1 pseudogene (running past one end of the window) is annotated in these 21,563 nt (G+C 70.2%); it reads left to right on the plus strand.

What is annotated here, in order from left to right:
- A pseudogene (locus C5N14_RS29490) lies at positions 1 to 21,563 on the plus strand (hypothetical protein) (its annotated part continues 6,349 nt past the right edge of the window); the annotation flags it as partial.

Consider the following 21,563-nt stretch of genomic DNA (forward strand, 5'->3'; position numbering starts at 1 on the left):
ATGGGTGAGGCCCCCGTTCCTTCCGTTGGGCTCAGTGAGTCGTGGAAGCAGGCCCTGGAGGCGTTCACCGCAATGCGGTTGCACCGGTCGAATCTGCCGGTGTTGGCGTACGACCTGAACGCGCTGGAGACGCTGGCGGATCGGGTGCGGACCCTGTTGGTTCCCGAGCTCACCCAGGCGATCAAGGCGGTTCGGGCGGCGGGGGAGGGCGAGATCTACGACCGGTTCGTGGCGCAGACCGCTCCGTTCGTGGAAATGCTGGACCGGGTTGCCGGCCTGAAGGTCAACCTCGCCCAGGCGATGCGGGGCTTCCTCAACCAGATGGAGCTCACGGATCGCCAGGCACTGGTCATGTTCATCTTCATGATGACCGAGTTGGCGGTCGCGTTCGCGATGGCGTTCTTCCTGCCGGTGGAGGCGGCGGCGCACATCGTGAAGGTTCGGACGATCATCCAGACGATCCTGCGGTCGTCGATGGTGCGGGCGGCGGCGAGTAGCACGGCGATCCAGATGTTGTTCATGCCGGGGTCGTCGCTGTTGGCGCAGATCAGCATGTTGGCTGACGGTCTGGTGCCCGAGATCGACTGGGGGCAGGTCGGCAAGCAGGCGTTGTACGGGCTGGCGGTGGCGGGTGTCACCACGGCGGCCGCGCCGGCGTTGGGCCGGTTCGCCGGTGCCGTCGGTGGTGGCTTGTCGCACCTCGGGGTCTCGGGTTCCACGCGTGACCTGTTGACCAGGCTGTGGATGGTGCCGGTGTCGGAGGTCGGCATGGAGGTGGTCGGCGGTATCGGTGCCAGCTACATCGTTGACGGGCACTACGACACGGGCAGTCTCGGGCCGGACGCGCTCTCCGGGGCGCTGTCGGGGTCGGGTGAGCTGGGCGCGGCCGGGGCCGGGATGGGCGCGCGTCGCGGCGCGGTGAACCTGGGGTTCAACCCGACCCGGCCCCGGTGGCGGATGCCCGCCGGTACCGGCTTCACCGCCGACGGCAAGCCGGTCGCGCCGGTGCCGCCGCCCACCCCGGTCGCTCCGGACCCGTCCATGTACCAGCCGGAGGTCGGCGATCCTGCGGGTGCGGGGCCCGGGGGGCAGGCCCCGGTGCCCGTCCCGCCGGTGCCGGCACCGGCGCTGTCGGCACCGGCACCAGCGGCACCTGAACCGGTGCCGCCGGTACCGGCGTGGTCGGCACCGACCCTGTCCACGCCGTCGTGGTCGACGCCGGACCTGCCGGTGCCGTCGTGGTCCGTGCCGAACTTCTCGGTGCCGACGGTGCCGGTGGTGCCCGTGCCGGAGTGGGTAGCGGTCGCCGGTGCGCCGGTGGTGGAGCAGTGGCAGCGGTTCCAGCAGGAACTGGTAAACCACTACGGTGGGCTGCTCGCCGGGACGGGGCAGGCGCGGCAGTTCCTGGCCGCGCTTCCCGTGTCGGTCGAGCAGGTCTTCACCGAGTGGGCCGACGCCCGGCAGAACGACCCGACCGTCCCCGCCTTCCTGTCCCAGATCGGCCTGCCCGCCACCGCGCTCACCGAGGGGTACCTGTTCGGTGTCCGGGACCAGGCCGTCGCCCGGATCACCGAAGCCGTCGCGGCGCAGATTCCGGCGGGCGGGCAGATCCCGGCGGCGGTCCGTCCGGAGCTGGTCGTCGCCGCGCTGCCGGCGGAGTTCGACCGGCAGGCGTTGCGTTCGGCCGTGCATCTGGCCGCCCAGCACCACATCGACCAGTACCTCACCACCGGCACACCGACGCCCGTCACCCTGCAAGGCGGACTGGTCCTGCCAGGGGCCGTTCAGGTGCCGGAGGCGGGTGGCGTGCCGGGCGGTGCTGCCGTGCCGGCGGTCGTCGGTACGCCGGGGACCGCTGGTGTGCCGGGTGGCGCGGGCGTGCCGGGGGCCGCCGGGGCGGCGGCGGTGCCGTCGGACGCCGTGCGTGCGGAGGTCGTGCGTCACGTGGACCGGAGCCTCGACGCGATCCTCGGTACCAACCCGCTACCCACCACCGCACCACTCACCAAGCCGTCCACCATGCCGTCGGCCGTGCCGTCGGCTGCGGTGGCCGGTCCGGACGCCGCGCAGGTCAACGCCGTGGCGGACGTGGTCCGACAGGTGGTCACCGACCTGCCCGCCCGCTTCACGGCCGCGGTCATCCCCGACACCACCGCACCGGAGGCCACCCCAGCCGGCACGGACACCCCGGCACACGGGCGCACCGACGTGCCGACGGTGCCGGTGACCCCGGAGCAGCACACCGCAGCAGCGGCCAGCCTGGCGGAAACCCAGTTCACCGCCCTGGCCAGGAAGCACGGCGTCGAGCCGACCAGTCACGACACCCTCGCCGAATCCTTCCGACAGGACTGGGTCGACAGATACCACCAGGTACTCGCCCAGGCCACCGCCGCCCCCGGCACGGCGGGTATGCCCAGCGCGCCGGCCACGTCCAGCACGCCCGGCGTGCCGGCCACGCCCAGCACGCCCAGCACGCCCGGCGCGCCGGGTGCGCCGGGCACGCCGGATGCGGGCGGCGTCCGCAGTACGGTGCCGGCCGGCGCGGCCCCCCGCACCGACGGCACGCCGAACCACCACGACGCCAGCGACCGGATGTCGGTCAGTGAACTCTCCGTCCCCAGCGACGACATCTTCAGCCGCGACAGCAGCTTCAACGACACCAGGACGGTCAGTGACCTCTCCTCGCAGGACGAGCTGACCAGCCGCGACGACGCCATGACGGTCAGCGACCTCTCCTCGCTGGACGAGCCGATCAGCCGCGACCCGGTCAAACGCGACGTCATCGACGGGGATTCGGTCAGTGGCGTCTCGTCCCTCGACGAGTCGGACAATGGTGAAGCGGCCAGGCGCGAATTCAGGGACACGGATCCGTTCAGGGACGCCTCCTCGCGGGACGGGTTGATCAGCGGCGACCCGGTCACGCGCGATTTCGGCGGCAGGGATTCGTTCAGCAACGTGTCCTCGCTGGACGAGCCGGTCGGTGGGGACCCGGGCGGACGCCGCGAGCCGGCCATCACGGCACCGGAGCCGGCGGTCGCGGCAACCGGGCAGCCCGTCGCGGCGACTGGGCAGCCCGTCTCGGCGGCCGAGGCCGCGCGGCGGGTCGCCGACTGGGTCGATCAGACGCCGGTGGGCTCCGACAACAGCCACGACCCGTGGTGGTGGTGCGTGCAGGCCACCCTCGACGCCTACACCACCGCCTACGGACGGCCGGGCAAACGGGCGGTACTCGACGACCGAATCATCGGACCCGACGGCCGACCCGCACCCACGCGGAGCTGGCCGCAACTCCTGGACATCCTCGGCGCGACAGACGAGAGCGTCGCCCACCCCGGCGGAGTCACCCCGGAGGACGTACTCGCCGCCCTGCGAGCGGCACCGGGCTCGATGGTCGTGGTCAGGATCGCACCACCCAACGAACCACAACACGTGTTCGCCCTCCACAGCCAGCCACAACCATCCGGACCACCGACTATCAAGGTGCGCGACGGCCTGGTGCCCGGCGCCGAGGACCGACCCGAACCGACCGACCCGGTACGCGATCCGTGGCTCCGGCACCTGTTCGCCTCGAGCACCCGACTCGCCGCGTTCGACAGCACCGGGCGACCCACCACGATCGCCGACCTCCTTCCCGACCGCACCACCGCGCACCCGCAGCCGACCACCACGACCAGCATCGATCCCAGCGCCATCCTGCTCGCCTCCACCACCCCGCCACGCGGCCCGTCCCAGGCGATGCAGGCGGACGGCACCTCTCCCGAACCGGCCGGCTTCCCCGGGCAGCCGTCCGACCCGGCGGAGATGGACGACGCGCCTGGCACCGGCCCGGCGTTTGTCGAGCAGGGATTCCATGAACTGGACCCGGATCTGAGCGGGCTGAATCTGAACACACCACCGGCGGAACTCCCCTCGGACTGGGAGCCGCCGTGGGATGTCGAACCGGTCGAGTCGGACCTGTCGTCAGGAGGGGAATCACCGGCGTCCGACATGGACGGGGGAACGCCGAGGGGCGCCGAGCCGGTCGACCCCTCGGATCCGCTGGCGGGCGTGGATTCGCCGGCATCGGAGTCCGGCGCCGATTGGCTGGCGGATGCCGACCTGAACAACCCCTGGGAGCCGCTGGAAGGGCTGTCTGGCGTCGATTGGCGGGCGGAGTCCGGCCAGGTCGACTATTGGGATCCGCTGGCGTTGGTCGATTCGCCGGCACCGGTGCCCGACGTCGATCGGCTGGCTGAACCCGAACAGGTCGAGTCGGACCTGCCGGCAGGGGTCGATTCACCGACGTCCGAGGACGGGGAGCCGCCGGCGGGTACCGGCCCGGTCGACTCCGGGAATCCGTGGGCGGAGATTCGTATGCCGGCATCGGTGGCTGACACCCCTTGGCTGGCGGATGCCGACCCGGGCGAAGCCGTGCGGCTGCTGGCAGCGTGGGACCAGCGGGTCTCGGCGCGTGGTTTCGGGATCCTGCCGGAGAATCCCGCACCAATCGGGCCGGACCCGGGGTCGAGTGGGGCACCGGCGGTCGGTGGGGCCGGGGGTGTCCCGCAGGACTGGAAGCGGACTGTGGCTTCGGCGATCGCGCAGTTGTCGGCCGTGGGAACCCGTGGTGGGGCGGGTAGAGTCCCCGATGTCGCGGCGGAGTTCGTGCAGTGGACGCGCGACGTGCTCGGGGTCGATCTCTTGGCTGACCTTCCGAAGCCGGATGACTTCTACCGCGCTGTGTTGCGTCGCTTCGAGGAGAAGTTGAAGGCTGCGGGGGTCGAGCCCAGCGCTTCTGGACTCCGCGCGTGGGTGGCCCGCGAGTTGGCCGCTGACCTTCGCCGGGGTGGCGAGTCGGAGTTCAGCAGGTTGCTTCCGTATCCGGAGGTCATGTCCGAGCAGCGACGGGAGGACCTGCACCGGCAATGGCTCAACAAGATCGCGCGCGACCAGACCGGCGATTTCGACGTTGCGCATGTGGTTCCGCACGTCATCGCTTCGCGGTTGTCCCTGTCGATGCGGATCCACCATTCGTTCGGTGCTCCGCATGACATCGGCCCGGAGCCCCGTGCTGGCATCCGGTATCCGGTCGTGTTCCACAAGGGCGCTTACTACCTCGGCCAGCTACCTGACCCGGCCGATGCCGAACGCGCTCGCCGCATCGCTGAGGGCTTCCCTCGGACAGAGATATCCGACGACGAGCAGCAGCGACTCGATCGGCTGTTCGTCCACGCACGCGACCTGCTGCTGGCGACGATCGCGGAGGCGGAGAACAACCCCCATCCGACCAACTCCGACCAGTGGCCCATCCTGCGGGAAACCTTCCACCGCCAACTCGCGGTCATCCGTCAACACCCTGACTCTCCCCACAACAAGAAGGCTCGGGAACTCGCTGACCACGTCCATTACCTTCGGAGACTCCTCACTGCCGGCAGATGGGAGTCCGGGAACCGGCAGGACCTGGAAAACCAGTTCACCATCCACCTGCCCGTCTCCGTCGGCGCAAGGGGCGCGGGGTACCGGTATTTGCGCGTATGGTTGCGCAACAGCCAGTCGACCGCCGTTGATGTCGATCGGATGGCTGTCCCGGGCGATTCGGTCGCTGTCCATTTCGGCAAGGTCGGTGGAGTGGGCACCGGCTTTGCCGAAGTCTCGTACACCGCGGCTGACGGCACCGAAGTCCACTCTCGCCGAGAAATCGGCCGCAGTCTGAACGACTCGGAGCTGGCCAGGCTGAGGAGCAGGGCGGTCGGCAAGGTGTGGGACCTTGACCGTCCGCCACTGGTGCGCGATTTCTACACGACGACGTCCGTGCAACACAACGGGGAATTGAGCGTGGGGCTCGGCCAAGCTGACCTCGGCCAGAATGTCCTGAAGCCGAGGATCCCGCCGGCCCCGGTGGTCGGCGGACTCCCGCCCGTTCTCACCAGGGAGCTGAAGGAGGCCCGGCTTCTGCTCGGGTATGCCCGGGACGACGGCCGACCCACTGCCGTCGTGGAAGCACCGGCCGGGAAGAACGTCAAAGGGCTTCCCCTGTATCTGGAATTGTCCAAACCTGCCACCACTCGATACGACGTCGAGCGGCTGCGTAAGAGAGCATTGTGGGAACCGGATGATCGGTGGGCTCTTTCCCAGCAGATGTCCTTCGATGTCGTGTTGCAGCCGGGGGCGTGGAGCCGACAGGGGCCTCTGTCGAATCGCGCTGTGTCGGGTCCACTGTCCATCGAGGTCAGCGGTAGTGGTCGGGCCAGGACCTTGGCTGGGGCGGAGGTGGATCTCTCCCCGGGGACGTCGGTCACTCTGTCGGTGGGGAAGTGGCCGGGGCAGGGGGAGGACGGGGCGGATGTCGCCGGCACCATTCCTGTCGTGGTCCGTGCGCCGTTGGTCGACGGGTCCGGACACGTCTACCGGCTCTTCGACACCGGTGTGGACAACGAGCGCTTCGACGACCTGACAAGAGAGATCAGCACGGCCCCGGCGGAAGTGCGGGAGGTTCCGGGGTCGAGTGGGGCACCGGCGGTCGGTGGGTCCGGCGGTGTCCCGCAGGGCTGGAAGCAGGCCGTGGCTTCGGCGATCGCGCAGTTGTCGGCCGTGGGAACCCGTGGTGAGGCGGGTGGAGTCCGCGATGTCGCGGCGGAGTTCGCGCAGTGGACGCGCGACGTGCTCAGGATCGATCTCTTGGCTGACGTTCCGAAGCCGAACGACTTCCACGACGCTGTGGTGCGTCGCTTCGAGGAGAAGTTGAAGGCTGCGGGGGTCGAGCCCAGCATTTCTGGACTCCGCGCGTGGGTGGCCCGCGAGTTGGCCGCTGACCTTCGCCGGGTTGGCGAGTCGGAGTTCAGCAGGTTGCTTCCGTATCCGGAGGTCATGTCCGAGCAGCGACGGGAGGATCTGCACCGGCAATGGCTCAACAAGATCGCGTACCACAGGACCGGCGATGACGACGTTGCGCATGTGGTTCCGCGCGTCATCGCTTCGCGGTTGTCCCTGTCGATGCGGGTCCACCATTCGTTCGGTGCTCCGCATGACATCGGCCCGGAGCCCGGTGCTGGTGTCCGGTATCCGGTCGTGTTCCACAAGGGCGCTTACTACCTCGGCCAGCTACCTGACCCGGCCGATGCCGAACGCGCTCGCCGCATCGCTGAGGGCTTCCCTCGGACAGAGATATCCGACGACGAGCAGCAGCGACTCGATCGACTGTTCGTCCACGCACGCGACCTGCTGCTGGCGGCGATCGCGGAGGCGGAGAACAACCCCCATCCGACCAACTCCAAGCACTGGCCCGTCCTGCGGGAAACGCTTCAGCGTGAGCTCGCGGTCATCCGTGAACACCCCGACTCTCCGCACCACAGGAAAGCCCGGGAACTCGCCGCATACCGCCGATACTTCGACGACCTCCGTGCGGATCCCCGATGGGAGGAAGAAACGACGGACTTCCGTTACCACTTTACGCTCGACGTCGGCGTCAAGCGATTTAAGAATGGTAAGTCCATGGAGCTGAGCGTGCCGCTGGACGGCGGGGCCGTACCTCTGAGTATCGGCCGACTGGCCATACGGGGCGACCGGCTTCCTGTTCATTTCGGGGCGATAGGCGAAGAGGGCATCGCTTTTGCGGAATTCCGGTATACCGACGCGACCGACGGCACCGACAGGATCCTCTACCGAAAATTCGAACACAATCTCAGCGACGGTGACCTGCTCGAGTTGAGGGGGAAGGCAGCCGGCCGCGTGTGGGACCTTCACCACCGGCCGCTGTCGAGCGACCACTATCAGGTGGCAGTGCCTCTATCGGGACGCGGGTATTTGGCCGGTTACTACGGCGACCCGGCGGCCCGGAGGAACGACAGACAGATCACGGTCCCACACGTCCCGGTGGTCGGCGGGCTTCCGCCTGTTCTCTTCGCCGAGCTGAACGGCCGTCTCATCCTCGGGTACGCCGAGGACGGTCGACCCACTGCGGTCTTGGTAGCGCCGGCCGAAAAGAACGTCACAGGACTGCCCCTATACCTGGAAGTGGGCAAGCCCGCCCTCGTCGTCGACGACATCAAGCGGCTGCGCAAGGACGCGCTGTGGGAACCGGAGGATCGGTGGGCTCTCTCCGAGCAGATGTCTTTTGAAGTCGTATTGGAGCAGGGGAAATGGACGCCCGGTCCGCTGCCCATCGCGGTCGGCGGTCCTGACCCGGCCAGGACGTTGGCCGGGGCGGAAGTGGACCTCTCTCCGGGGACATCGGTCACCCTGTCGGTGGGGCAGTGGCAGGGGCGGGTCGGGGCGGATGTCGCCGGCACCATTCCTGTCGTGGTCCGTGCGCCGTTGGTCGACGGGTCCGGACACGTCTACCGGCTCCTTGACACGGGTGTGGACAACGAGCGCTTCGACGACCTGAAACGCGACATCACCGAGGCGCTGACAAACCCGGGGTCGGCTGCGGCGATGCTGGCGGGGAGGTCCGGCGATGCGGCGCAGGGCTTGCCGCAGGAGAACCTTGAAACGTCGGGCTCGTTGCCGGCGGTGGTTGCCACGGCGATCGAACAGTTGTCAGCCGTGGGCAACCTCGACGAGCAGAACTTCGTGCGGTGGACGGGCGAGGTGTTCGGAATCGATCTCACGCGAGCGAAACCGGGCAACTTCTACGACTCGGTTTTCCGCACCTTCAAAAAGCAGTTTGCGGACTTGGGGATCAACCGTCAAAGACTGCACGAGTGGACGGCCAGCAGCCTGGCCGCCGATCTCCGTCTGGGTGACGCGTCGGAGTTTCGGCGTTTGCTTCCGTATCCGGAGGGCGTGTCCGAGCAGCGACGAGAGGACCTGCACCGGCAGTGGATCGGCAAAATCGCGTACGGCTACAACAGCGATCACGACGTCGCGCATGTGGCTGTCCATGTCCTGGCCCGGTTCATACCCCAGTCGGTGCGCATCTACCAACCGTTCGACGCCCCGCACGACATCGGTTCGGGGTCCGATTCCACCAAGCTGCCAGTTGTCTTCTACAAGGGCGCCTACTACCTCGTCCGGCCTGCTGATCCAAACGATGCTGACCTCGCCGCCAGAATCGCCAGGGGTCCCGAGCGGACGCCAATACCGGACGGTGAGAAGCGGCGACTGGATGGACTGTTCGACCAGGCGCTCGGTATGCTGCTGGCGCGAATCGGTGCGGTGGAAGAGAACCTCCGAACGGCCGGCAGCCACTGGCCCGTCCAGCGGGAACACCTTCAGCGTAGGCTCGCGGTCATCCGTCAAGGGGTCGGCGGGGTAGATCTCGCCGAGCGGCAACGCCCCGAATCGCCCCGGCAGCAGGCCGACATCCTGGCGGAATACCGCCGGTACCTCCACAGCATGTTTCAATCCAGCCCCTGGAGAGGAGAGGACCCAAGGCCTCAGGGAGGTCGGGTCACCCTCCACCTCAACGTCGCCTCCCAAGGTGATTCGATGGCAGTGGCGTTTGCCCAAGTGGGTGACAAGCGCCTGCGTATCCGCCATCTGAATGCTGTCGCCATCCCGGGTGACCGGATCGCCGTCGATTTCGGGATGGACGGTGAAAAGGTCTTCGCTGTTGCCAGAATCCCCTACACGGCGCCCGACGGAACCGAGAGATTCATCTACCGGGACTATGATACGGACTTTACTGCGGAAGATCTGAATGCCCTGAATGAGCGGGCAGTGGAGGCCCGGTGGCGGAAAGTGCACTCGGCGATCGACCAGTTGACGGCCAGGAAAACCCACAAAGGGTCGGCATTCAAGCGTTGGGCGTATGAGGTTTTCCGCATCGGTCGCGCGGAGGGCGGCGCGCGGCCGCTCGACGCCTTCTACGGGACGGTGTTGAGCACCCATCAGGACCGGTTGGCGCAGGCGGGCGTCACCACCGTGGCTGAACTGGGCGCGCTGGTGGCCCGCCACCTGGACGGCGACCTCCGCCGGGGTGAGCAGTCGATGTTCAGAGCACTTCTCCCCTATCCGGAGAACATGTCCGAACAGCGACGGGAGACCCTGCACCAGCACCTGCTCAACAAACTCGTACACCGCCAGCCCGGCTATCCCGACGTCGTGCACGTGGTTCCCCACATCGTGGCCTGGGGGTTGGGTCTGCCGATGGCGATCCACCACCCGTACGGTGCCCCGTACGTCATCGGTCCGCCAACCGAAGACGGTGAAGTCCCGCAACCAGTCGTCTGGTTGGACGGCGCCTACTACCTCGGCCAGCCTCGTGACCCACACGATGCCCGCATCGTCGAGGGTTTCCCGTCACCCGCAGCCCTCACCGAACTGCGCCGACTGGACGCTGTGTTCGACGAGGCGCTCGAGGTGCTGAACACCGAAGTCGAAACGGCGGAACAGAACACGGCGATCGGCCACTGGCCGCTCCTGCGGGACACCTTCCACCGGAACCTCGCGGCTATCAGTCAACGCCCCAACTCCCCCCAGGGGCACGTCGACGTACTCGAAGAACACCGCCGATACGTCGACGCCCTCCGCGAGGAGAGCACGTGGGAAAGCGAGAACCGTTGGAACCTGCAAGACCCGTTCACCATCCCCGTCCTCGTCGAGGACACCGCAGGTCGTCCAACTCTTGGGCTCCGGCTTGACGGGGACGACACGATCCTCGGATATGCCGATCGAGTCGCCGTCCCGGGCGACAGGGTCGCTGTCGATTTCGGAAAGGTTGACGGCGAGGGTGTCGGTATCGCCAGAATCCCGTACACCGCGCCCGGCGGCACCGAGAGTTTCGCCTACAAGGAGATCGCCCGCAGGTTCACCGACAGCGAGCTGGCCGAACTGTGGAGCACGGCAGCCGGCCCGGTGTGGGAGACCGTCGACCGGTGGACTTTCGGCAACTTCTACCACATCACGGCGCCGGTGAGCGAAAGCGGAACATTTGACATCACCTTCGGCGGCCAGCGAGTCACGCTCCCACCGGTCGAGGTGGCCGACGGACTTCCGCCGGTCATCGCCGCCGAACTGAGGGAGGGGCGTTTCCGGCTCGGGTACGGCATGGATAGTCGACCCCTGGCGGTCCTGGAAGCACCGGCCGGAAGGAACGGCACCGGAGCGCCCCTGTACCTGGAGCTGTCCTCGCCGGCCCCCACCGCCTACGACATCGAGCGGCTGCGTTCGATGGCGCTGTGGGAATCGGCCGAGCCAGCGGCGCTCCTCGACGAAGTATCCATCGATCTCGTCATGCAGGAGGACAGGCGCACGCCCCACCCGCTGCCGCTCACGCTCGGCGATGACAACTCGGGCAGGACGCTGGACGGGCAGGAGGTGGATCTCTCTCCTGGGACGGAAGTCGCCCTGCGGGTCGGCCGATTTCTCCGGCTGGAGGAGTCGAACGTCGTCACGAGCATCGTCGCCGTGGTCAAGGCACCGTTGGCCGACCAGTCCGGATACGTCCACCGGCTCATCGACACGAACCTGTCGAGTGAGTGGTTCGACGAGTTCGAGGCGCAGTGGGAGACGACCGACAGCGGCAAACGCCCAGCCGTGCCGGAATGGCCGGCGGGCCCACTCGAGAAGCGTCCGCGCACCGGGGGCGGGCTGCCTGGCAGCCCGGCCGCGTTCGAGTGGGGTCCTGGGAAGGGCTCGTTCTCGGCTGGTGTGGGCGTGGAGACCCTGTCGTCTTCCGGATGGGCGGCTGGGGTGGAGCCGTCGGTGGAGCAGGTTGACGGTGGTTGGCGTGTGTCGTATCGCAGCATGGAAGGTTTGCCCCGCTGGGACGAGATGACGCGGGTGCATTCCGATCGGTTCACGTTCAAGAGCGCGGAGCCGCTGCGGTTTGTGGAGACGCCGGGGGCGGAGCGTCCGTTCCGGGTGGAGACGGCGGGGCAGGACGCGGGGGTACGGGTCCACGTCGATCATTGGGTGCATCGTGAGTCGGGGACGGTGGTGTTCCGTCTTCGGTTGGAGCCCGACGCGGACGTGGCCTCGGAGTCCATTCTGCGCACGCTGGGTGCTGTCGAGCAGTGGGTGGTGCAGACCAACGAGCGGTTGCGGCTGGAGGGTGGGCCGCCGGCGGTGGGGGTGGTGTTCGATCCGACCGCGGAGACGGAGGTTCGGCTCAGCCCTTACGGCAGTGACCTGAAGAACAGTAAGGATGTCTGGGTCAGCGAGGACGGTTCGGCGGGTCGGATCAACCAGTTGCACTGGCTTGCGGATCTTCCGTCCCGCGCTTACGGGCATGAGTTGAAGCATTTCGCCGGGGTGCCGCACGATGGTTCGCCGGATGATCTGCTCAGGACGTCCAGGACCGTCGGTGACGATCATCTCCACGAGCCGGGGTTCACCAAGTGGGAACTCGACCAGATCCGCGATACGGCTGCCTCGTACGTGGCTCCCACAGTCGAGCCCCGGCCGGCTCTGGTCCCGCTCGGCGTGCCCCGCGACGGTCGCGACCTGTTGTCCGCGTTCGTCGCCTCCGAACCGGCCCTGGTCCGCACCGCGCTGGACGCGCGGCTGCCGGCGGACCTGCGGGAGTTCCTCTCCGATCCGGCCGGGGTGCGGGCCGCTGTCGCCGAATCGGTTCGTACCGGAGTAACGCAGGGGTCCGAGCTCGGTCGGGTCACCGAGTTGTTGCGGGACCACGTGTCGGACTATCTGGCGGAGAACGCGGGGCGGTTGCCGGCGGACGTGACCGCGCAGCGGTTCGCCTTCCAGTCGCAACACGCGCGGGACGTGGCGGCGCTGAGCCCCGACCAGGCGCTGCGGCGCGTCGGTGAGCTCGTGGACGCCGGTCGCCTGGACCCGGACACCGCGCGGGCACGTCTCGACGAGACGCGGGCCAATCCGGCGGACGCCGGCCGTCACCTGCTCGAGGTGTTGACCGACCCCGATCGCCAGCTCGACTCCGGGGAACTGGCCGCGGTGAAGGCGGCCGTGAACGACTGGGCGAACCTGTCGGGCAGCCCGGCCGGCCAGTTCCTGGCACCGTTGCTGGCGCACGCGACCGATGCCCGGATGCAGGTTTCCCAGGTCGCCCCGGGCGGGGTGCGGCCGGTGGGCGGGTACGGCCCGGCCGGGGGCACCCCGGTCAACCTGGCCCAATCGGCCGCCGACCCGGAACGACCGGGCGTCCACTTCGACGCGCTCGTGCCGGAAGCCCCTGCGGCGGTCGAGCCGTCGGCCGTACCCCCGCAGCAGCTCGCGCCGACCCCGCAACCGCCGGCCCCGGCCGCCGACGACGGTCAACAGCAGGTCGTTCCGCTGGCCGCGTCCCCGGACGCGCCGCTGGTCGTGATGGCTGAAGGGCTGCCGGAGAACCTGCGGCTCCAGCGCGCGGTGGGCGGTGTGCTGCTGCACGACAGGGACGCCGCACCCGGCCCGATCAGCTCGCGGGTGTTGCCCCCGACCGGCCCCGGCCCGGCCATCCTGCTGCACTCCTCGGTGCTCGACCCGGACCGTCTCGGCACCGCGCTGGCCGGGATGCGGACGCAGGACGCCACCATGGCCGTCCTGCACTGGCCGCAGGACCAGCCGGTCACCGTGGCTCGGGCGCTGGAGGTCACCGCGCAGGCACTGGGACCGCAGTCCCTGGCCATGCTGTCGGTGCCCCGGTCGGCGCTGCGGGACCGGCCGACGCCCAGCCCGCAGATCGTGCCGCTGGACGCCAACGGTGAGGTGACCTTCTTCAGCGGGCGGCCCGAGCGGTACCTCTTCCTGCCCGAGGTCACCGGCGCACCGCGCCGGCCCGCCCCGTACGGCCTGCCCGAGCAGTCGCCCGGCGTGTACGGGCTCGGCGACGGCTGGGTGGTCTGGGACGGCGGTAGCCACCTGTGGATCGGGCCGGCGACCGAGCTGGACGGGGCGCGGCGGTTGCTGCCGGACACCGGTGGTTGGCTGGCCGAGCCGGCGGTGTTCCTGGACTGGCGGGCGACCCCGCTGCCCGAGCGGGTACGCCACCGGGTCGGTCGGATCTTCGGGGGCATGCCGGCCGCGGCGCCGACGCACCTGATCACCTCCGGGATGGGGCTGGACCGACGCACTCTCGTCCCGTCGGAGGTGTCCGGCCTGCCGGCCGGCGTCCAGTTGAGCCACGTTCCGGGTGGGGTGCTCGCCCACGCCGGCCCACGGCCGCCGGCCGGCGCCACGACCCTGAACTGGTCCGACCTGACCAGCCCGGACCGGCCCCGGCTGGTGGTGGACGAGTCGGTCGGCGACCCGGTCGCCGTCGTGGAGGCCGTCCATCGAGGGCTTCCTTCGGGTGCCGGCCCGCTCCAGGTGTTCGTCGCGCCGCTGGCCGCCGGCACCCCGGGCACGCCGTCCGGTGCGGTGGACGCTGCCCGGGTGGCGGAGCTGTTGCGGGAGCGGTTCGGCGGGCGGCTGGAACTGGTGCTGCCGGTCTCCGTGGTGGGCCGGCAGCCGGCCGGTGCCGACGAGCTGATCCCGGTCGACGCCCGGGGGCAGGAGACCTTCCCGGCCGCCGCGCACGCCTGGCGGGTGCCGCTGCGTCCGGCACCGCCCCGGCAGCCGGGGCCGCTGGACCTGCGACCGGCTGCCACCGGTGGGTTCGAGGTGTACCGGGGTTGGACGGTCCGGGAGCACACCGGGGTCGTCCTGTTCGCGCAGAACGGCACCAGCCCGAACACGCTGTCCCCCGACGCCCTGGCGGCCCCCGCGAGCGGGGTGGCCGTGGTGATCCAGTCCCGGGGTGGTCCCATCCCGCGCGAGGTGGCCGACGCGGCCGCCCGGCTGCTCTCCGGTGTTCCGGAGGCCGACCGGGATGTCCGGGTCTTCGGTAACGCGGCCAGCGCCGGACCGGCCGCACCCGATCCCGGCGGGTCGTCCGCGTCGGCTCCGGCGCGGCCGGCCACCCCGGACCGGCGGGCGCTGGCGCTCGGCGATCCCAAGGCCAACCTGCCGGACGTCGACCGTATCGAGCAGGGGCTGCGCGCGGAGGTGGCCCGTCGGGGCGTGACCGTGCGGGACAACGAGTGGGAACAGTTGCGTGAGCGGCTGCTCAACAACTACCCGCAGTTGGTCTCCGCGGACGGGCACCTGTTCACGCTGGGTGGCATCGAGGTGCGGGCCCGCCTGCGGCCGGAGGACCCGCAGTTGGTGTCGAACCCGGCCGGCTCGTTCGACACGGAGACGTCCGGTCCGTCGCTGGACGACACCGAGGGCCGGACGAGCGAGGACGGCCGTTTCCACGCCAACCAGTTCACCCAGGGTGTCTTCCAGACCGGTGCGCACAGCCAGTCCGACGGCACCACCACGCGGGCGATGCGGTTGCGGGGTGATTTCAACGTCGACGTGCCGCTCGGCCCGATGACCCACTGGGGGCCCCGCTTCAACGCCACCCTCAACAAGGTCGACCAGAAGTCCGCCTACCTCATCGACGCGGAGAAGGGCCGGGTGTTCGACACCCGCGCGGATTCGACGTTCTACTCGTACGAGCCGGGGTGGTTGATCGAGGCACGCGGCGACGCGCAGCCGTGGCAGGCGGTGGAGGTGCCGGAGCCGCCGGACGGGCAGGAGGCCGCCCGGCTGGTGGTGGCGATCCCCGACCACCTGCTGGAGAGCGCCGGCGAGCAGGTGGTCGCCGACCTGCCCGAGCACCTGCGGGACAACCTGACGCGGGTGCCGGAGCTCTTCTCCGCCAGCAACATCACCGGTCTCAACGAGCTGTACGACCTCGTCATCGACCGGCTGCGCGCCGACGGCTTCGACATGTCCATCGAAAGCCCGATGCGCAACGAGTTGCAGCGCAAGCTGTGGAACCTGGAGACGCATTTCGACGAGGCGGTGAACAACCGGCGGACGCCGGAGACGGACGGCGACGCCGGCGCGCTGACCCGGGGCTTCGCGTTCACGTTGCACGACGACGGGCACGCGGCGGCCAGCATCCGGGTGTACGGCCGTCGTCTCGGCGGCTCCGTGCAGGTGGGCCTCGGCGGCGGCTCCACGCGGGTGGGCGCCAGCAGCGACAAGGCCCACATCGAGCAGGTGCGTACCGGCATCGTGGGGCAGGGCGGCGAGTTCAGCCTCGGGCAGTCCGCCGGGCTGTCCCTCGGTGGCGCGGTGGACCTGCCCTTGGCCCGGCGTCTCGACGATCCACAGGCGTACAAGGAGAACGCCAAGCTCGGTCTCTCCGCCCGTGCAGGGATGAGCTGGACCAGCAACGACGGTGGTGGCGTCACGGTGGCGTCGCTGAACGTCGTGGTCGGCCGGTACACCGGTCAGACGGTCGGCCACGAGGTGCCCTTCGAGTGGCACGCCGAGGTGGCCACCTCCCGCCGCCCGCGCGAGTGGCCGCATCCGACGCCGGTGGTGAACGGGTCGGCGGTGCTCCGGATGTCCGAGCCGGACGCCTTCGACTACGGGTTCAGCGTCGACGCGGACGCCTTCGCCCCCGATACCGTCCCCGGTTTGGCGGACGGTGACCTGGCGGTGGTGCCCGCAGGCGGACGACCGCGGCCGGTGCCGCACGACCAGTGGCGGCCGAGGTTGCGCAACACCGGCGTGCACCCGGAGGACACCGGCGGCAACCTGCTGCCCCGGCACGTCATCCAGGGGCGGGGTCTGCTGGGTCAGGCCCTGCCGAGGATCGACAAGCCGGCGGTGCGGCGGCTCCGGGCCGGTCTCATGCAGGTGCTGGCCGGTGAGGGGTTCCTTCCGGCGGACGGGGACCGGCCGTGGGCGCACGGGGAGCAGAGCCGGCCGGCGACCCCGGATCCCGGTACGCCCATCGAGGAACGGCCGCTGCTGGGCCGGATGGTCGACGGGGCGCGGGACGCCTACGACGAGGTCGTCCACCGCGACACCGACGCCGCGATCGACAACCTGGACCTGTTCAACAAGATGGTGAGCGGCGACGGCCTGGAGTCGCACTTCGACTCGCTCGCCCAGGACGGCGCCGCGCTCGTCGACGACCCGGACGCGCCCGCCCCGGAGGCGGGCATGTCCTTCACCCTGCACAGTTGGCGCAACGCGGTGATGCGTACCGCCGAGGTGACCCTCTACGCGATCCCCCGGATCACCGCGGACGTGGACGCGGACGGCAACTCGGTGCACTTCGAACGGCTCAGCGACGAGGTGAGCACGGTCACCCTCGGGATGTCGCTCGGCATCGCCGGCCAGGGCACGAGCGGCAACCAGGGCTGGTCGGTGGAGGGCGGGGTGAACACCGCGCTGCCGCCGAGCGTCAAGGAGCTCCGGTCCGTCGGACTCCTCGGCGGGTCGGTGAGCCGCAACGTCGGCGCCGCCGAGCGGGTGACCCGGGTGGTCAACCGGCCGGAGCTGAAGGAGTACGGCGGCCGGGTGATGTTCGTCAACGCGCCGTACGACCTGGGCTACGTAATCCGGATCAGCGACCGGGCCACCCCGATCGTCTCGCCGGAGCTGATCCCCGCCAACGTGCACGCCGCGCTGCTGAAGTTCAACACCGACCCGGCCACCTTCAGCGAGGTGGCCCCCGGCGACACCGCACCGTCGGCGCTCAACCAGGGCATCGTGTACTTCGTCGACGCGCACGGCCTGCGCACCGCGGCGCAGAACCAGTTGCCACGGGACCTGACCCTGGCCGGCCGGCCGATGACCGGGCCGGTGGCCAGCCTGACCAACCACGTCACCTTCCAGGCGCGGTTCAAGGAGGCCATGCTCGGCCAGTACGGCGCGACCACCCTGGTCGAGCCCGGCTTCTGGGCGAACACCAACGCCGCGCTCTCGGTCAAGGTGCCCCGGATCCGGGGGGCGCGGTTCGTCGGTGCCACCCCGGACCAGTACGTCACCGGTCTGATCGAGCTGTACCTGGCCGAGACCGTCAACGTCGCCAACCGGTCGTTCGCGAAGGCGTTCAACCTGCCCAACATCGGCCTCGAGCACAAGTTCGGCCCGCTGAACGTCGGCTTCGGCGAGTCGGCGGGCGTGCGGGTCAGCGAGAGCGAGTCGGCGGAGACCAAGCGCGTCGGCGGCCTGGAGATGCTCAAACTGGCCTTCGGCCGGGGGTACGCCTTCGAGGCGGAATTCGACGTCAACGTCCGTGCCGGCGTCCGTACGCAGGTCGGGTTCGTCGTCAGCCGGGTCAACGTGCCACCCGGCGCCGACCTGCGGGGCCGCACGATGCTGTTTATCCTGCCGGAGGCGGAGGCCCTGGCGCAGTACGCGGCCGGGGAACTGCCGGTCAGCGATGTGCAGCTGGTCGACGCGATGGGCCGGTGGTCCCGCGGTGAGCTGGTGCTCAGCGGCAACACCGTGGCGGGGTTGCTCAGCCGGTGGCGTGGCGAGCTGGCCGACCGCGCCGACAGCCGCGCCGTCGCCGGGCTGCCCGACCTCGGCGCGTACCTGATCCAGCACCGGGTCCAGACGTGGGCGCTGACGCTCGCCGACCGGCACGTGGACCTGGCCCAGCGCGGCGCGGTGCTCGACCCGCGCCGCCGCGCGCAGTTCGCCACCGAATTCGGAATCACCCTGGACCCGAACGTCAACCCGTTCAGCGCGTTGACCCTGCCGCCCTACCTGACCCGGACCGGTGACCGGACGCTGGGCCACGCGGGCGTCGACGAGCTGGTGCTGTTCACCGGGCCGGCCCCGGCGGACGGCGGGCCGCGCCCCACCACGACCGTGCTGGACGCCGTTCGGGAACTGGTGGACGCCGGCCGGCCCGGGCTGCTCGGGGCCAGCCACGACAACTGGCCGGGGGCGGGGAACAGCTGGGGCGTGCTGATGGTCTCGCCCGACGAGTCGGTGGTCGGCGCGCTGCCCGGTGGCCTCGAAACGCTCCAGTCCACGCTCGCCGGCCAGCGCGCCAACATCGTGTTCGCCGACATGCTGCACCGCTACAACGGCGTGTCGTTCTACCTGGTCGACCAGCGCAACCCGGTGGCGGTCCAGATGTTCAAGCTGAAGGTCTCGGGCACCCTGGGCGGCCGACCGCGGTACACCGGCTGGCGGGCCGACTACGGCATCGAGAACTACGAGCACGCCTACGGCGCGACCGCTCGCATCATCGGGCAGGCGCTGGGCTGGAACCTCACGCCGGCCCGGATCGGCTTCTCGGTCGACGGCGTCCCGGTGTCCACCGCCGGGTCGCTGTCGTTCGCGCCGGGCGCAGGGCGCGGCGTCAAGGGTGCCGCGCAGGTCGTCCGGGAACGCACCGTCTACGACTGGACGGGGAACTACGAAGCCGAAGACGACATCGGCCTGACCATGGAGCTCAGCCGGGTGCAGATGTACGGCTGGCAGCCGAGCTACCTGGTGAACCACGTGATGACGGGTCTGAACAACGCGGCGGACTGGGCGTTGCACCGCGCGCCCGCCGGTTTCGCCGACTGGATCTCCCTCGCGCCGGTGGAGCCGGTGCTGACCCGTCAATACGAGGGGCGGATCGACTTCAAGGTGCCCCGGGGGCTGGCCGAGGCCACCCCCGTCCCCCGGTCGCCGCAGCTGGACCTGCGCGCGCTGCCGTCGCTGCCCGGCGACGCCTACGTCAGCGGCGCTCTGGTCGACGACCTCTACCCGGCCGCCCGGCACCTCATGGGCAACGTGCTCGGCCCGCAGGCCAACGCCCCGCTGTACCGGGGCAGCGTGGCGCTCGACGGACTGCTGTCCCGCCTCAACGTCGACAACCACCTCTCGGAAGGGCTGGACGACGGCGGATACCTGCTCGGCTCGCACCTCTTCGTCGCCGGCGCGTCCAACAACCGGGTCGCCATGCGGATGTACGTCAAGCTGCACTCGCTGGAGATCATCAGCGAGCTCGCCACCACCGGCACCGGCCGGTACGCCAAGTTCGCGTTCACCACCTCGGCCACCCAGTCGCGCAGCCGGTGGCGGCCCAACGTCGACGCGGGGATGGCCTACGGCGCGCCGATCGGGAAGACGAACATCGGCCCGCAGGAGGACACGACGGCCGCCGGCGGGATCTCCACCGGCGCGAACCGGACCGCGCCGGCCAGCCACAGCGCCACCTTCGACGACACCAAGCGGCTCGAGAACCACCTCAAGATGCAGGGGCGGACGTATCTGGTCCGGATCCGCACCCAGGCGCGTTTCGTCGCGGTCCCGCACCAGCACAGCGCGTACGACCGCGACGCCGGCCTGGCCCCGATGGAGCCGGCGCGGTTCGAGGCCGACGACGCCCCCGGCACCGGTTGGGTGAGCGGCGACGGGTATTACGAGATGTTCGCCGACGAGGTACACGAACTCCAGCGCGGGCTCGCCGAACGGTACGACTGGAAGGCGAACAACCCGGCCGACTGGCCCGCACCAGCGACCGACGCGCCCTCGATCGGTCTGGAGGGTCTGCTGCAACGCGCGACCCCGGCGGGCATGGCCGCCGCCCCGGTGGCCGGCCGGGTCATCGACGCCGGCACCTTCGACCCCGGCCAGGCGCCCCAGCACGTGGCTCTGCTGATCCGTGACCAGCTCGGCAACCACTACGACGCGGTCAGCCCGCTCCGGCTCACCGCCAGTGCCGCCGAGCAGACCCGCCTCCGGTACGAGGTGACCTTGGAGTGGGCGGTGGGTCACCTCCAGCAGCTCAACGCCACGCAGCAGGCCACCGCCGACCTCGCCGAGTTGACCGCCTGGAAGAACCGGGTCGGCAAGCTCGCGGTCGGTGCCGCGCTGTCCGCAGCCGACGTGCGGCAGTTCAACGAGCGGATCCCGGAGATCGTCGAGCGGGTGCAGGCGGTGCTGCCGCCGGGCTCCGCGTCGGTCACCCCGCCGGAGGAGGTGCAACTACTCGCTCAGGACCCGCGCACGGTGGCCCGGGTGGTGGCGTTCGAGCTGAAGACCCACCTCGACCTGACCGTCACCGACGACCAGGGCGCGGCCAGCCGGTACCGGATCGACCCGCAGGGCTGGATCGTCGAGCTGCGGGAGGGCCCGGACGGCACGTTCGCCCCGGTCACGGCCCCCGAGGTGATCTTCGACCTGGACCGTGACCTGAAGCTGCGGGCCGACGCGGCCGGGATCCGCCTGCGGCGGCAGATGGCCACCTACCACGAGCTGCTGGGGCGTACCCCGGTGCAGATGGACGCCGCCGCGGAGCTGGGCCCGGAGCTGGAGACGCACATCCGGCAGGCCCGCGCCGACGCCGACGACCGCGCCCGCGAGTGGATCACCGAGGGCCTCCCCGCCCGATCGGCGAACCCCCTCGCGGCCCACGCCGCCCGGCACGACACCGACACCCCGCAGACGCGGGCCGGTCAGGCGCGGCGGCTGCTGGCCCCCGTCCTGCCGCTGGGATGGACCACCACCGGGCCGCTGCCCCAGGCACCGGCCACGCTGCGCCCCGGCACGCGACTGTGGATCACCCGTCCCCAGGGTGCCGCCGCGGTACGTGTCGACGCCGACGGCACGTACCGGCTCTACGACCCGTTCGCCCTCGGGACGGCCGAGCGGACCCTCGACGCCCAGCAGTTCCAGGACGTACTCGCCGGGGCGCCGGCCGTCACCCTGGTCGAGCCCGACGTGCTGACGAGCTGGCTCCTTCAGGACGGCAACTGGGCGGCCTCCCGGCAGTTCGCGGAGGCGAACCTCGGGACGCTGCGCGCCGACCCGAACGCGACGCGGCTGACGCGGGACCAGCAGCAGGCCCGGCAGGCGTCACCTCCGATCCCGCCGGCCCAGCCCGACGCGGCCCGGCCCGGGAC

The sequence above is a fragment of the Micromonospora sp. MW-13 genome (assembly GCF_003434305.1).
Classification (GTDB): Bacteria; Actinomycetota; Actinomycetes; order Mycobacteriales; family Micromonosporaceae; genus Micromonospora.